The sequence below is a fragment of the Streptomyces sp. PA03-6a genome, from assembly GCF_033792765.1.
Taxonomy (GTDB): Bacteria; Actinomycetota; Actinomycetes; order Streptomycetales; family Streptomycetaceae; genus Actinacidiphila.
In genome coordinates, this window is record NZ_JARAVK010000099.1 from 17,766 (window position 1) to 32,230 (window position 14,465).

Consider the following 14,465-nt stretch of genomic DNA (forward strand, 5'->3'; position numbering starts at 1 on the left):
CGGGCGCGGCACGCCCCTGCGTCGGCGGAACCGGTCAGGCGCAGGCGTGGGCGCTACGACTCGTCACGGGAACGCGGACGGGGGCGGTGCGGGGAGGGCGCGCAAAGGCGCACGGAACCGGCGCGCTCGAGAGGCGCGCAAAGAGGTGAGGAAGCGTCAGCAGCCGCGGCGACAGGCGGCGGAGGCCACCCGCAACAGGTCGATGTGACCGCGCGTGGTGAGCAGAACGGGACGCGACATGTCCACGACCGTAGCCAGGCCGTCCGCATGGCGTCAACGGCGTCTCGGCCCTCGGAACGCCCGCGCCACCCCCGCCACGCGGCGGGCTCCCGGGTGGGCCACCATGGTCACATGGCCGACGCTTTCTCCACCCGTACCCTCGACGTCACCACCGGCAGCCGGGAGACGGTCCACGACCTGACCGGCGCCTGCGCCGACTTCCTCGACGACGTCGCCCACGGACGCGACGGGCTGCTCAACGTGTTCGTCCCGCACGCCACCGCCGGGATCGCCGTCATCGAGACCGGCGCGGGCAGCGACGACGACCTGCTGGCCGCGCTCCACGACCTGCTCCCCGCCGACGACCGCTGGCGCCACCGCCACGGCAGCCCCGGCCACGGCCGCGACCACGTGCTGCCCGCCATCGTCCCGCCGCACGCCACGCTCCCGGTGATCGGCGGCCGGCTGGAGCTCGGCACCTGGCAGTCCGTCGTCCTGGTCGACACCAACCGCGACAACCCGCGGCGACAGGTCCGGCTGAGCTTCCTCGGCTGAATCCCGCGCCGTCCGCGCCTCCTGCGCGTCGGGCCGCCCGCCCGTCAGCCCGTCAGCCAGTCCATGACCGCCCGGGCGTCGAAGGCGTCCTGCCCTCCGCGCACCAGCAGGCCGGCCGTCGCGAAGGCGGGGTCGTCGGTCTGCGCGGGCAGGTAGGGGACGGCGACGCAGCGCATGCCCGCCCGGTGCGCCGCCTCCGCGCCAGGTGGCGCGTCCTCGACGACCACGCAGTCCGCCGGGTCCACGTCGAGCCGGGCCGCCGCCTGCAGGAACACGTCCGGGGCGGGCTTGCCCCGGCCGACCTCCTCCGCCGAGACCACGGTCGTCAGCAGGGCGTCCAGCCCGGTGCCCGCCAGCACCGCCCGGATCGCCTCGCGCGACGAACCCGAGGCCACCGCCATGGGGTGCCCGGCCTTCGCCAGCAGCTCGACGAACGCGCGCATCCGCGGGAACACGTCGGTGGCCCCGCGGGCCAGCTCCAGGTAGAGCCGGTTCTTGCCGTCCAGCAGCTCCTGGACGGAGGCCGACAGGCCGTACTCCTCGCGGAGGGTCTCCAGCGTCTCCTTGGTGCCGATGCCGATGAAGCGCCGGTGCTGCTCCCAGGTGAAGTCGTCCACGCCGTGCGCGGACAGCAGCCGGCGGCCCGCCTCGAAGTAGTTGGGCTCGCTGTCCACGAGGGTGCCGTCGAGGTCGAATATCACCGCGGGGAGCGTCATGCCTCCCAGCATGCCAAGCCGGCGATCACGGCGTGCGCCCGGCTGCGGCGTCCCGGCCGACCTCCCGGACCAGCGGCAGCATCCGCTGCGGCACCCGCTCGCGCAGCGCGACCTCGGTGCGGGTGCGGACCACACCCGGCACCTGGACCAGACGCTGGATCACGTCCTCCAGGTGCGCGGCGTCCCGGGCGACCACCCGGGTGAGGAGGTCGCCGCCCCCGGTGATCGAGAACGCCTCGATGATCTCGGGTACGGCGGCCAGGGCCGCGCCCGTGGCGTCCAGATGGCCCTGGGTCACCTCCAGGTGGACGAAGGCCAGCACCCGGTACCCCAGGGCCTCGGGCGACAGGCGCGGGCCGTACCCGGTGATCACCCCATCCCGTTCCAGCCGGTCGAGCCGCGCCTGCAGGGTCCCGCGCGCCACACCCAGGATGCGGGCGTACTCGCGGACGCTGGTGCGCGGCTGTTCCAGCAGCAGCGCCAGGATGCGGGCGTCCAGCTCGTCGGCGGGCACGGGACGCTGCCTCGCGCCGCTCAGAGGAGGGCGTCGATGGTGATCGGCAGTTCGCGGAGGCGCTTTCCGGTGGCGTGGTACACGGCGTTGGCGATGGCGGGTGCGATGCCGACCAGGCCGACCTCGCCGACGCCCTTGGTGCCGGTCGGTGTGCCGCGGTCGGGCTCACCGACGAAGAGCACGTCCAGCTCCGGGATGTCGGCGTTCACGGCGACGAGGTAGTCGGCGAAGGTCGCGTTGGCGATGCGGCCGGTGCGCGGGTCGGTGACCGTGTCCTCGAACAGGGCCATGCCGATCCCGCCGACCGTCCCGCCGATGATCTGGCTCCTGGCGGTCTTCTCGTTGAGGATGCGGCCGCCGTCGATCGCGGACACCACCCGGGCGACCCGGACGACGCCGAGGTCGGCGTCGACGCGTACCTCCACGAACTTCGCGCCGTAGGCCCCGGCCATGGACATGCCTATGGCAGCGGAGTCCGGAGGCGTGCTGCTCCCGGTCGCCGTCAGCTGGGGCAGCCCGTGCCGGGAGAGGATGTCCGCGTAGGACTCCCCGCGGTCCGGGCGGCCCACCAGGTGCACCCTGCCGCCGGAGGCCTCGACGTCCTCGGGGGAGGCGCCCAGCAGTGGGGAGTCGGCGTCCCCGCGCGCGAGGTCCGCGAACAGGCCCACGAGTTTGCGGCAGGCGTCGTGAACGGCGTTGCCGAGCGCGCCGGTCAGGCCGGAGCCGCCCGCCATCATCGAGTCGGGCATGTCGGAGTCGCCGAGGTCGAAGCGGACCCTCTCCAGGGGCAGGCCCAGTTCCTCGGCGGACAGCTGGGCCATCACGGTGTACGTGCCGGTGCCGATGTCGGTCGCCGCGCTGCGCACGAACGCGCTGCCGTCGCGGTTTACGGTCGCCTCGGCCATGCACGGCGTCGCGAAGTACGGGAACATCGCGCTCGCCATGCCGTAGCCGACGAGCCAGTTGCCGTCGCGCATGGACCGCGGCTCCGGGTTCCGGTCGGCCCAGCCGAAGCGCCGCGCGCCGGCCTCGTAGCACTCCAGGATCGCCTTCCCGGACCAGGGCAGCCCGTTGCGCGGGTCGACCTCGGTGTGGTTGCGGATCCGCAGCTCCAACGGGTCGATGCGCAGGGTGTACGCCAATTCGTCGAGGGCCGACTCCAGCGCGAAGCTGCCCTGCGCCTCGGCCGGGGCGCGCATCGACGTCGGTACGGCGATGTTGAGCTTGGCCTGCTGGTCCCGGGTGATCACGTTCGGGCACCGGTAGGCGAACGAGGTCCCGTGGGAGAACGGCTCGAAGTCGTTGTCCTCCATGCTCAGCGAGCTGAGGCTGCGGTGGTCGAGGGCGACCAGGTCGCCGTCGCGCGTGGCGCCCATGCTGAGCCACTGCACACCGCTGGGACGGTGCCCCACGGAGGTGAACATCTGCGGCCGGGTCAGCACGAGCTTGACCGGGCGCTTGGTCGACCGGGCGGCCATGGCGGTGAGGATCACGTGCGGCCACGCCCGCAGCCCGGCGCCGAAGCCGCCGCCGACGTAGGGCACCAGCACCCGAACCGAACTCTCGGGGATGCCGAAGACCATGGACAAGGTGGTGCGCACCATGGACGGCCACTGGCTGGTGTCGTGGACGGTGAGGGTGTCCTCCTCCCACACGGCCAGCGTGGCGAACAGCCCGAGCGGGTTGTTGGTGTTGTCCGCCGTGAGGTAGGTGCCGCGCACGATGACGTCGGCGGCCTCCAGGGCGGCGGCCACGTCGCCGCGCGAGTGGTCCATCTTCCACGGGTCGACCACATGCTGCGCCCTCGGGTCCTGCAGGTCCAGCAGCGGCTCACCGGCCTCGTACTCGGCGTGCACCAGCCGCGCCGCGGCGGCGGCCTGCTCCGGCGTCTCGGCCACCACGAAGGCGATGTGCTGCCCGTGGTGCATGATCCGGTCGTTGCGCAGCGGGGCGGGCGGCGACTGGCCGAGCACCGTCGTGGGGCCGGTGCCGACCTGCGGGGCGTTCTCGTGGGTGAGCACCGCGATCACACCGGGCGAGCGTTCGGCCTCCTCGGTGTTCATGCGGACGATCCGGCCCGCGGCGATGGTGCTCTGCACCAGGGCGCCGTAGGCCTGGCCGTGGACGTTGAAGTCCATCGGGTAGGGGGCGGCGCCGGTGACCTTGCGCGGCCCGTCGACCCGGTTGACGCCCGCACCGACCAACGGCCTGCTCTCGACCGTGCTCATGCCGTCACTCCTGACACTGTCTGCAGCTCGCGGACGAGGGTCCGGCGGGCCAGCGGCACCTTGAACGCCGTGCCGGGCACGGTCCAGGCGTCGCGCATCGTCGCCTCGGACGCGTCCAGGAAGGTCGCCGACGTGGCCGGAGCGCCCGTCAGCACGTGCTCGGCCTCGTAGGCCCGCCAGGGTTTCGAGCCCACCCCGCCCAGCCCGACCCGGGCCTGACGGATCGTGCCGTCCTCCACGACGAGCACGACCGCGGCCGAGGTCAGGGCGAACTCGTACGACACCCGGTCGCGGACCTTGAGGTAACCCGAGCGGGCGGACGGCGGCGGGAGCGGGATCTCGACCTCGGTGATCAGCTCGGCGTGCTCCAGGACGTTCTCCCGTTCCGGACTCTCGTCGGCCGTGACGTAGAACTCCGTGAGGGGGACGCTGCGCCGGCCCGACAGCCCCTGGACGTGCACGACCGCGTCGAGCGCCACCAGGGCGACGGCGAGGTCGGAGGCGTGCAGCGCGATGCAGTTCTCGTTCACACCGAGCACCGCGTGCATCCTGGCCGCGCCCTGCACGGCCGCGCAGCCCGTGCCTGGTGCGCGCTTGTTGCACTCGAGCACCATGGGGTCGCGGAAGTAGCGGCAGCGGGTGCGCTGCAGCAGGTTGCCGCCGATGGTGGCCATGTTCCGCAACTGCACCGAGGCGCCCATCAGGAGGGCCTCGCGCACCACGGGCAGCCGCTCGGCGACCGTGGCGTCGGCGGCCAGCTCCTCCATCGTGGCCAGCGCCCCGACGTGGAGCGACTCGCCGCGCCGCTCGATGCCGTGCAGCGGGAGCCGGGTGATGTCGATCAGCGTCGGCGGCTCCAGGACCCCGTCCTTCATCAGGTCCAGCTGGGTCGTGCCGCCCGCGAGGCAGGAAGCCGACGGGTCCTCCGCCAGCAGCCGCACGACCTCCTGGGTGTCGGTCGCCCGCACGTACTCAAAGGTGCGCATCGTAACCTCCCCCGGACGCCGCCTCGCGGATCGCCGCCACGATGTTGGGATAGGCGCCGCAGCGGCACAGGTTGCCGCTCATGAACTCCCGGATCTCCTCGTCGGAGCCGGTCCTGCCCTCGGCCATCAGCGCCACCGCGGACATGATCTGGCCGGGGGTGCAGAAGCCGCACTGGAAGCCGTCGTGGTCCATGAAGGCCCGCTGCACCGGGTGCGGTCCGTCCGCGCCGCCGACGCCCTCGATGGTGGTGATCGCCCGGCCCTCGGCCTGGGCGGCCAGTGTCAGGCAGGACAGCACTCTCCTGCCGTCGAGATGGACCGTGCACGCGCCGCAGGCTCCCTGGTCACAGCCCTTCTTCGTGCCCGTCAGGCCCAGCCGGTCCCGCAGCGCGTCCAGCAGCGTGACCCGGGTGTCCAGGCGAAGGGTGTACGACCGGCCGTTGACGTCGAGTGTCACGACCCGCTCGATGGTTCCGGGACGGTCCACGTCCCGCTCGCTCGCCACGTCCCTCATCGCGTCCTCCTCCGGACGGGTCGGGTACGACTCGAGCCCCTCCTGGGGCGGATCCGGTGAGTTGGTTCGTCAGGCGCCGTTAAAAGGCGGGATCGACTTTTCGCGTCAATACGTCCGCCTTTCACCTCAATATACGCCGAATGGGCGTTCCGGCATGGGCCAGTGGTCCGGCCCCGCCCTGGCCGCGCGATCGACGGCCGGGCCAATGGCCCAGTGGAACGGGGCTCGCTTGAGCCAAGGGCCCTGAGGATGTTTTCCTGGGGGCGACGCTGGCGTTGCGGGAGGTACGAGGCCCCGCAGCGCCTTTTCCATGCGCGGACACGCACCGCGGCACGAACGAGGGGGCAGGGCGGGCACGTGGTGAGGCGCATGTTCATCGCACCGGACCCGGGGCGCGCGCGGCTGCGCAGCGCCTCGCGCGCGGTCCTGGGCATCGCGGGGGCGGTCGCCGCCGTGGCGGCGGCCGGGCTGCCGCTGCCCGCCGTCGTGGTCGGCGGTCTGGCCGCGCTGCTGGCGCTGTTCGTCGTCGCCGACCCCGGCCCGGCCCGGCAGGCCGCGACGACCGCGCTGATGCCCGTGGTGGGCTTCCCCGTCCTCGCGCTGGCCGCCTGGCTGCATCCGTACCCGGGCGCACGGGACGCGGCCTTTCTCGCGGTGGTCTTCGCCGGGGTCTACGCCCGGCGCTGGGGGGCGCGCGGCCACGCCCTGGGCGTCTTCGCGTTCATGATGTTCTTCATCGCCCAGTTCCTCCGGGCCGGTCCGGGACTGCTGCCGGAGCTGTACGGGGCCGTGGGCCTGGGGCTGGGCTGCGCGGCCCTCGTGCGCTTCGGCCTGTGGTGCTACGAGCGGGGGGCCGTCCCGGCGCCCGCCGTCGTCCTGCCCCAGCCCCGGGGGCTGCGCCGTCCGACGACCCGGCAGGCGTTCCAGGCGGTGCTCGCGGGCGGGATCGCGGTGGCGGTGGGGCAGGCGCTGTCCGAGGACCGCTGGTACTGGGCGGTCGGCACCGCCTGGTGGATCTTCGTGAACACCGCCTCGCGGGGCGAGACCCTCGTGCGGGGCTTCCGCCGCGTCCTGGGCACCGTCACCGGCATCGTCGCCGGGCTCGCGGTGGCGCTCCCGCTGCACGGGGCGCCCGCGCCGACCGCCGCGCTGGTCGCCGTCTGCGTCTTCGGGATCTTCTACACCGCCCCGGTCTCGTACAGCTGGATGATGTTCTTCGTGACGGTGATGGCGGGGCTGCTCTACGGCCTGCTCGGCATCCTCCACCCCGGGCTGCTGGGGCTGCGGCTGGGGGAGACCGCCGTCGGCGCCCTGGGCGCGGCCGTCGCGGTCCTGGTGGTGCTGCCGGTGACCACGCACGCGGCGACCGACGCCTGGATCCGCCGCGCGCTGCACGCGGTCCACGACTTCACCGGCGAGGCCGCCCGTCACCTCGCCGGCGGCCCGGGCGACGACCTGGCCCGCCACGTGGCGGAACTCGACGTCCTCCTGGAACGGGTGCGGGCCGCCGTCGCCCCGCTGGTGCACCCGCTCAGCCCGATGCGGCACCGCAAGGCCCGGGCCCGTACCGTCCTCGCCCTGCTCGACGAGTGCGCCCGTCAGGTCCGCGGCCTCGCGGAGGTCGTGGCCGACCCGTACGCCTGCCACGACGAGCGCCTCACGGCGGCCTGCCACCGGGTCGAGATCGCCGTCCGGCGCCTGGTGCCCCCGGGTACGGCCGGGAGCGGCGCCCCGGCGCCCGGAACGGCCACCGGGGACGCCGCGGGCCCGCACCCGCACGCCGACCGGGCCCTGGAGCACCTGCGCAGCCTCGAGACGGCCCTCAGCGGCCTGGCCGCCCCCCTCGGCGCCCCCGTGCGTCCCGCGCGGACCGGGGAGCCCGTCTGAGCACGCGCGGCAGGGGCGCGCCCCTGCCGCGCGCAGGCTCATCGGCGGCGCCGGGCGTGCGTGGCGGGTTCGTGTGCGCCCCCGGGCGGATCGGGACCGGTCACGGTCGCCAGGTGACCGGATTGTGTCCAACCTGCGTCGTGATGTGTCAATTCACCTGATTCTGAGCCCTGTTCGGCGCGGCGTGCCAGGATGACTGACTCCGGACAAGCGGTGAGACCGAATCCAGTCTCGTGCCGTATCCGCGGACCGTGGGGCAAACGGTTCGCGCAGGGCGGTCTTGGGGGTGCCAGGTGTGCTGAGATTTCTGCGCCGTACCGGGGGGAAGGACGAACGGCGTACCGGGCCGGGCCGCGTGCCGCCCCCGGCGGAGCACGCGCGGATGGACGGCCCGGAGCCGCTGGCCGGGTGTCCGGCCGGACACCCGCAGGCGGCGGAAGAGGACGCCGAGGCGCGGCGTCCCGAGGACGCGGCGGCCTCCTGCCCCGTCGACGGCGCGGCCGGCCAGGGCGCCGCTCCGGCCGTCCTGCACAAGGACGTGGACGTCCGCGCGCTGGCCACGGACTTCCTGCGGCAGTACCACCACGAGCTGCCCGGCGCCGCCGGCGACCCGCAGCAGCGGCTCGCCGCGGTGCTCGCCGAGATCGACGCGACGGGCACCTACCGGCACACCCACGAGGAGCTCGTCTTCGGCGCGCGCGTCGCCTGGCGCAACAGCAACCGCTGCATAGGGCGCCTGTACTGGAACTCCCTGCAGGTCCGCGACCGCCGCCACGTCGCCACCGCGCGCGGGGTGGCCCTGGAGGCCGCCGCCCACCTGAGGGTCGCGGCCAACGGCGGGCGGATCCGCCCGGTCATCACCGTCTTCGCCCCGGACGCGCCGGACCGCCCCGGCCCGCGGATCTGGAACGACCAGCTCATCCGCTACGCCGGCTACCCCCGGCCCGACGGCGGAGTGCTCGGCGACCCCGGCAACACCGGCATCACCGAGGTGGCCCGGCGGCTCGGCTGGTCCGGCGGCCCCGGCACGCCCTTCGACGTCCTGCCGCTGGTCGTGCAGGGCGGAGCCGAACCGCCGCGCCACTTCCCGCTGCCGGCCGACGCGGTCCTGGAGGTGCCCATCGCGCACCCGGAGTTCGACTGGCTCGCGGAGTGGGGGCTGCGCTGGCACGCCGTCCCGGCGATCTCCTCCATGTGCCTGGAGATCGGCGGCGTCTGCTACCCGGCCGCGCCCTTCAACGGCTGGTACATGGGCACCGAGATAGGCGCCCGCAACTTCGCCGACACCGACCGCTACGACCTCCTGCCGCGCTTCGCCGACCGCCTCGGCCTGGACACCGGCAGCGACCGCTCGCTGTGGCGCGACCGGGCCCTGGTCGAGCTCAACCGGGCCGTGCTGCACTCCTTCGACCGCGTCGGCGTCACCATCACCGACCACCACACCGAATCCCGGCGCTTCCTCGCCCACATCGAACGGGAGGAGCGCAAGGGCCGTCCCGTGCCCGCCGACTGGTCGTGGATCGTGCCGCCGATCTCCGGCTCGGCCACCGGCGTCTTCCACCGCTACTACGACACCGGCGACCTGACCCCCGCTTACGTCCACCACCCCGAGTCGCTCGCCCTCGCCCGCGGCGAGACGCTGGTGTGACGGGGGCAACGGGATCGGTTTCCGGCCACTGCGTTACTCTCAGCCGCCGTACAGACAATCAGCGGAAGAGGTACGGCAGTGGCCGGGCACGTTTACATCGGGTCGTTCACCTCGGCGGGCGGCAAAGGGCTGACCACCGCCGCCGTCGACCCCGATTCGGGAGCGCTGACGGTGCTGCGCGCCGACTCCGCGGTGGAGGACCCCTCCTTCCTGGTGCTCTCCGAGGACAGCGGCCTGCTCTACGCCGTCAGTGAGCACGCCGAGGCCGGCGGCGCGGCCGTGTTCTCGCTGGCCGACCCCGCCCGCCCCGAACCGCTGGGCGCCACGGTGCCGGTGGGCGGCGGCGCGCCCACCCATCTGTGCCTGCACCGGGGACACCTGCTCACCGCCAACTACGCCTCCGGCACCGTCAGCGTGCTGCCGGTCGACGACCGCGGCGCGCTCGGCGGGCCGCGCCACGTCTTGGAGCACGAGGGCGACGGCCCCGACCCGGAGCGGCAGGAGGGCCCGCACGCCCACATGGTGCTGCCCGACTCCTCCGGGCGCTGGGTGCTGAGCGTGGACCTGGGCACGGACTCCGTGCGCGTCTGCGAACTCGACCCGGACAGCGGGGAGCTGGAGGTGGAACGCGAGATGGGGCTGCGCTCCGGCACCGGACCGCGGCACCTCACCTTCCACCCGCGCGGCGACCGCGCCTACGTCATGAACGAGCTGGAGTCCGTGGTGACGGTCTGTCACTGGGACCCGGAGGTGGGCCGTCTGAAGCCCGTCGCCGAGGTCTCCGTGCTGCCCGCGGACACCGCCGGCCCGAACTACCCCTCCGAGCTGGTCGTCTCGCCCGACGGCAGGTTCGCCTGGGCCGCCAACCGAGGGCACAACAGCATCGCCGTGCTGTCCGTCGACGACAGCGGTGACCGGCTGGAGCTGCTGGAGACGGTGGACTGCGGCGGCGACTGGCCGCGCCACCTGACCCTCGACCCCTCCGGGAAGCGGCTCTACGCGGCCAACGAGCGCTCCGGCGACGTCAGCTGGTTCGACGTGGACCCCGTCACCGGCACTCCCAAGCTCGCCGGCTCGGTGGCCGTCCCGGCCGCGTCCTGCGTGGTCTTCGGCTGACGGCGGCTTCCCCGTACGCGCAACGGCGTGGTGGTCCGCCCCCGGGATCGGGGGTGGACCACCACGCCGTTGTCGTCGACGGCCCGCGGGTTCAGCTCAGCGGAGCACCCTGCGACGACTGGGCGATGCCCAGGGCCGTGGTGTACGTGGAGACGACCAGCTTGCCGATGGTCGGGTAGGGACCCAACGCGTCGGCCGCGGAGCAGTCGGCCTCCTTGGCGGCGTCGTGCAGCACCTCGGGGGCGACCTCGGGACCGACCACGTACGGCGCGAGCGCCAGGGTCGTCGAGCCGGACGAGCGCAGCTGCTCGGCGGTCTGGGCGACCGAGCCCTCGATGTCCAGCGCGGCGGCCAGCACAGGCACCGCGAGGCGTGCGGCCAGCAGCAGACCCGTCACACCCGCCGCCTGGACGGCCTCCTCGCCACCGACGGTGGCCAGGATGATGCCGTCGGCGGCCGTGGCCACCGTGAACAGGCGGGCGCGGTCGGCGCGGGCCAGTCCGGCCTCGGAGAGGCGCACGTGCAGCGCCTCGGCCAGCAGCGGGTGAGGGCCGAGCACGTCGGTCACCTCGGCCGCGGAGCGGCTGTCCGCCACTGCCTGGCGGATCCGGCGCATCACCGACGGCTCGGGACCGGCCAGCAGCGGGACCACGACGGCCGCGGGGGCCTGGTCGCCGCGCTCGGCGGCGGCCTGGGCCACCACGGACTCGAGCGTCGGGTACTCCTCGCCGTCGCCGTCGACGTAGCCGATGCGCGGGTCGAGACCGGAGAGCTCGATGCGGGCGATGCTGACGATCTCCTCCGCGAGACTGCGTATCGCGGAGGACGGGGTGCCGGGCACGGCGAGGACCAGCGCGGGGGCGCCCTCGGGCGTGGTCAGCGGCTCCGGGCGCCGGTGCCGCCCGGGCTGGCGGGGGCGGGGCATTCGAACGGGCAGGCCGGGTGCGGGCCCTTCGGCAGTGCTCATGGCGAGGCATGCTAGTGCCTTTGCGCGCTCTGTTGTTCGGGCGGGTCCATCGCAGGGGTTACCTGTCCGGTTCTGTCCCGATACGGTGCCGGGTCCGCGCACCCCGGCACCGTATGCGTGCCATGGTCAGCCGAGTCCGCGCGAGTCCTGCTTGAGGGCGGTGTCCACGGTGAGCGCGGAGGCGACGACCATGCTCAGCAGGGGGTCCGGCAGCTGCCGGTGGATCTGCAGCACGTAGTTGTCGGCCGTGGTGAACATCGTCTTCGCCAGGCCCTCCCACGTCTTGGTGATCCGGGCGACCTCGGTGTCGGTGTGGTCGACGATGGAGAAGTTCCAGGCACGCCAGTTCTCGGCCTTGATGGCGCCGATCTTCTGGCCGTTGACCTCGAAGGAGAAGTTGATCTTCCCGATGGCGTTCTGCTGTACGATCTCGCCGAGCGTCATGCCGTCGGCGCGCTGCACGATCACCTTGGACTTGATGAACTTCGCGGGCCGGGTCAGCAGCAGCTGGGGCTGCCCGTGGGCGTCGCGCACCTCCAGGCGCACCGACATGAACTGGTCGACGCTCGCGACGAAGCGCAGCACCTTCCGCGCGGTGCTCTGGCCGACCTGGAGCACCGAGCCGAGCTGGCGCCCCTGCTGGTCGAAGACGCTGTACTCGTTGCTCAGCTCGATGAGCTTGGCCTTCTGGTTGACCACCAGGACGGGCTCGCTGAAGAGCGTGCCCCCACCCGGACCGGTGGGGGCCACGCCGGCCTGCTGCTGCACCTGGCGCTGGATGCGCGACGGGTCGGGACCGCCGTCGACGCCCAGCTCCCAGGGGTTGTCCTTGGGCTGCGGCGGGACCTGCGCGCCGCCCGCGTGGGTGTGCTCCGTCCACTGGGACCCGTCCCAGTAGCGCAGCAGGTTCTGCGTGCCGTGCGGGTCCGGGTACCAGCCCGCCGGGGTGTTCGAATGCGTCGTCACCCGGGCAGACTAACGGCTGCCTCCGTCAGGGCAGCTGCCAGTCCACCGGATTCGTGCCCTGCCGTACCAAGAGGTCGTTGGCCCGGCTGAACGGACGTGAGCCGAAGAAGCCGCGGTCGGCCGACATGGGGGAGGGGTGGGCGGACTCCACGGCCGGCAGGTTCCCCAGCAGCGGGCGCAGTTTGCGCGCGTCGGAGCCCCACAGGATGGACACCAGGGGCTTGCCGCGCGCGGCGAGCGCGCGGATGGCCTGCTCGGTGACCGCCTCCCAGCCCTTGCCGCGGTGACCTCCGGGCTTGCGCGGCGTGGTGGTGAGCGCCCTGTTGAGCAGCAGGACGCCCTGCCGCGTCCAGGGGGTCAGGTCGCCGTTGGAGGGCTGGGGCAGACCGAGGTCGGTGTTCAGCTCCCGGTAGATGTTCTGCAGGCTGCCGGGCAGCGGCCGCACCTCCGGGGCCACCGAGAACGACAGCCCGACGGCGTGCCCCGGGGTGGGATACGGGTCCTGGCCCACGATCAGCACCCGGACGTCGTCGAAGGGCTGCTGGAACGCGCGCAGCACGTTCGCCCCCGACGGCAGGTAGGTGCGGCCCGCGGCGATCTCGGCGCGCAGGAAGTCGCCCATTTCGGCGATCTTCCCGGCGACCGGCTCCAGCGCCTTGGCCCAGCCTTCTTCGACGATTTCGTTCAACGGTCGTGCTGCCACGGTGAGTCACTCTAGTGGCTCACACCGACACTCAGACCACGGCCGCCCTCACGCACAGCACGTCGGGCAGGTGCGAGGCGACCAGCTGCCAGGTGTCGCCCTCGTCGGCGCTGGCGTACACCTCGCCGTTGCGGTTGCCGAAGTACACGCCGACCGGGTCCGCGTCGTCGGTGCGCAGCCCGTCGCGCAGGACCACGCCGTAGTGCTCCTCCGTGGGCAGCCCGGCGGACAGGGCCGTCCACGAGGCGCCGGCGTCCTCGGTGCGGTAGACCCGGCAGCGGTAGTCCGGCTGGTAGCGGTCGCTGCCGTCGTTGACCGGGGAGACGTACGCGACACCGCCGCGGCGGGGGTGCGCGGCGACGGCGAAGCCGAAGTCCGCGGGCAGGCCCTTGCCGATCTCCGTCCACTTCGCGCCGGCGTCGTCGCTGCGGTAGACCCCGCCGTGGTTCTGCAGGTACAGCCGGTCCGGGTCCTCGGCGTCCCGGTCGATCTTGTGCACGCACTGGCCGAACTCCGGGTACGGGTCGGGCAGGAACTCCGCCTTGATCCCGGTGTTGGACGCCTCCCAGCTCGCGCCGCCGTCCGCTGAGCGGTAGACCCCGCCGGAGGAGACGGCCGCGATCACCACGTCGGCGTCGCGCGGATCGGTGAGCACCGTGTGCACGGCCTGACCGCCGAATCCGGCACCCCACAGCTCCCGCTGCGGGTGCTCCCACAGGCTCCGCACGAACTCGAAGGTCACCCCGCCGTCGTCCGAGCGGAAGAGCGCGCCCGGCTCCGTGCCGGCCCACACCAGGTCCGGGGCGCCGGCGCCGGCGGGCTGGATTTGCCAGACGCGCTCCAGCGAGGCGTCCGTGTCCTTGGGGAACCGCACCGCGGGCCTGGCCGGCTCCTCCCAGCTGCGCCCGAGGTCGTCGGAGCGGAAGACCGACGGCCCCCAGTGCGAGCTGTCCGCGCCGACCAGCAGCCGGGGCACGGCCCGGCGCGTGTCGATGCCCACCGAGTACACCGCCTGCATGGGGAAGTGCGGGCCGGTCAGCTCCCACGTCCCGGCGCCGCTCCGCCGTCCCAGGAACAGTCCCTTGCGTGTGCCGATCGCGAGTACGACGTCATCCATGACGCACCATCTCCGAGCTACGGGAATGTGTTCTGCATCACAGATTCTGCACCGCCCCACCGACAACGGGGGCCGCGGCGCGCCTCCTCCCCGCCGAAGCGTGCCGCACCGGACCCGGCGCGCGGTGGCCGCGTCGGCGAACGGCCATGCGGTGAAAGGGATTTGCGTCACCGCCGGCCCTGGGCGGAGAGCTGGTACGACAGCGGTCGAACTACGAGAATTCTCGTAATATAGGTGCATGACCCCGCAGCAGCCCCTCACCGCGGCCCCCGTTGTCGGTGGGGCGGTGCAGAATCTGTGATGCAGAACACATTCCCGTAGCTCGGAGA

At 73.2% G+C, this 14,465-nt stretch carries 14 protein-coding genes; 4 read left to right on the top strand and 10 right to left on the bottom strand.

Annotation, left to right across the window (positions count from 1 at the left end; genetic code table 11):
* Positions 1–156: 156 nt before the first annotated feature.
* Positions 157–240, bottom strand: coding sequence for a putative leader peptide (locus tag PV350_RS23220; protein WP_354795648.1), 84 nt, complete (start codon positions 238–240; stop codon positions 157–159).
* Positions 241–351: 111 nt separating this feature from the next.
* On the opposite strand from PV350_RS23220, the gene PV350_RS23225 reads away from it, so the two are divergent.
* Positions 352–774 carry a YjbQ family protein gene (locus PV350_RS23225; protein ID WP_499515485.1) on the top strand — a complete coding sequence of 141 codons (423 nt, stop codon included), beginning with the start codon at positions 352–354 and terminating at the stop codon, positions 772–774.
* A gap of 44 nt (positions 775–818) precedes the next feature.
* Here PV350_RS23225 and PV350_RS23230 read toward each other — a convergent pair whose 3' ends face one another.
* The 5 genes from PV350_RS23230 to PV350_RS23250 are packed head-to-tail and all read right to left on the bottom strand — an operon-like array spanning position 819 to position 5,732.
* On the bottom strand, positions 819–1,490 hold the full coding sequence (locus PV350_RS23230) for an HAD family hydrolase (RefSeq protein WP_500335828.1): 672 nt from the start codon (positions 1,488–1,490) through the stop codon (positions 819–821).
* A 25-nt stretch (positions 1,491–1,515) separates the two neighbouring features.
* Positions 1,516–2,004, bottom strand: coding sequence for an Lrp/AsnC family transcriptional regulator (locus PV350_RS23235; protein ID WP_499515487.1), 489 nt, complete (start codon positions 2,002–2,004; stop codon positions 1,516–1,518).
* 20 nt (positions 2,005–2,024) lie between these two features.
* Entirely contained in the window at positions 2,025–4,232 is a 2,208-nt protein-coding gene (locus PV350_RS23240) for a xanthine dehydrogenase family protein molybdopterin-binding subunit (RefSeq protein WP_500335830.1), read from the bottom strand.
* Positions 4,229–5,218 (bottom strand): FAD binding domain-containing protein, encoded by a 990-nt coding sequence (locus PV350_RS23245; RefSeq protein WP_499515489.1) that lies wholly within the window; start codon positions 5,216–5,218, stop codon positions 4,229–4,231. Before PV350_RS23245 ends, PV350_RS23240 begins: the two co-directional genes overlap by 4 nt.
* Positions 5,205–5,732, bottom strand: a complete 528-nt coding sequence (locus tag PV350_RS23250; RefSeq protein WP_500323288.1) for a (2Fe-2S)-binding protein — start codon at positions 5,730–5,732, stop codon at positions 5,205–5,207. Before PV350_RS23250 ends, PV350_RS23245 begins: the two co-directional genes overlap by 14 nt.
* Before the next feature lie 369 nt (positions 5,733–6,101).
* On the opposite strand from PV350_RS23250, the gene PV350_RS23255 reads away from it, so the two are divergent.
* From PV350_RS23255 to PV350_RS23265, 3 genes are all read left to right on the top strand, one after another.
* Positions 6,102–7,619 carry an FUSC family protein gene (locus tag PV350_RS23255; RefSeq protein WP_499515491.1) on the top strand — a complete coding sequence of 506 codons (1,518 nt, stop codon included), beginning with the start codon at positions 6,102–6,104 and terminating at the stop codon, positions 7,617–7,619.
* A gap of 382 nt (positions 7,620–8,001) precedes the next feature.
* Positions 8,002–9,267, top strand: coding sequence for a nitric oxide synthase oxygenase (locus PV350_RS23260; RefSeq protein WP_499517007.1), 1,266 nt, complete (start codon positions 8,002–8,004; stop codon positions 9,265–9,267).
* A gap of 78 nt (positions 9,268–9,345) precedes the next feature.
* Complete coding sequence (locus PV350_RS23265; protein ID WP_500335833.1) at positions 9,346–10,383, top strand: lactonase family protein; 1,038 nt, start codon at positions 9,346–9,348, stop codon at positions 10,381–10,383.
* A gap of 91 nt (positions 10,384–10,474) precedes the next feature.
* Here PV350_RS23265 and PV350_RS23270 read toward each other — a convergent pair whose 3' ends face one another.
* The 4 genes from PV350_RS23270 to PV350_RS23285 form a co-directional block, all read right to left on the bottom strand.
* A complete protein-coding gene (locus PV350_RS23270) occupies positions 10,475–11,350 on the bottom strand; it encodes a sirohydrochlorin chelatase (protein WP_499515493.1) in 876 nt (291 codons plus the stop codon).
* Positions 11,351–11,476: 126 nt separating this feature from the next.
* Positions 11,477–12,316: an LURP-one-related family protein gene (locus tag PV350_RS23275; RefSeq protein ID WP_499515494.1), complete on the bottom strand. Its 840-nt coding sequence runs from the start codon at positions 12,314–12,316 to the stop codon at positions 11,477–11,479.
* Positions 12,317–12,341: 25 nt separating this feature from the next.
* Positions 12,342–13,019, bottom strand: coding sequence for a uracil-DNA glycosylase (locus PV350_RS23280; RefSeq protein WP_499515495.1), 678 nt, complete (start codon positions 13,017–13,019; stop codon positions 12,342–12,344).
* 31 nt (positions 13,020–13,050) lie between these two features.
* On the bottom strand, positions 13,051–14,136 hold the full coding sequence (locus PV350_RS23285; protein WP_500335836.1) for a sialidase family protein: 1,086 nt from the start codon (positions 14,134–14,136) through the stop codon (positions 13,051–13,053).
* Between the last annotated feature and the right edge of the window lie 329 nt (positions 14,137–14,465).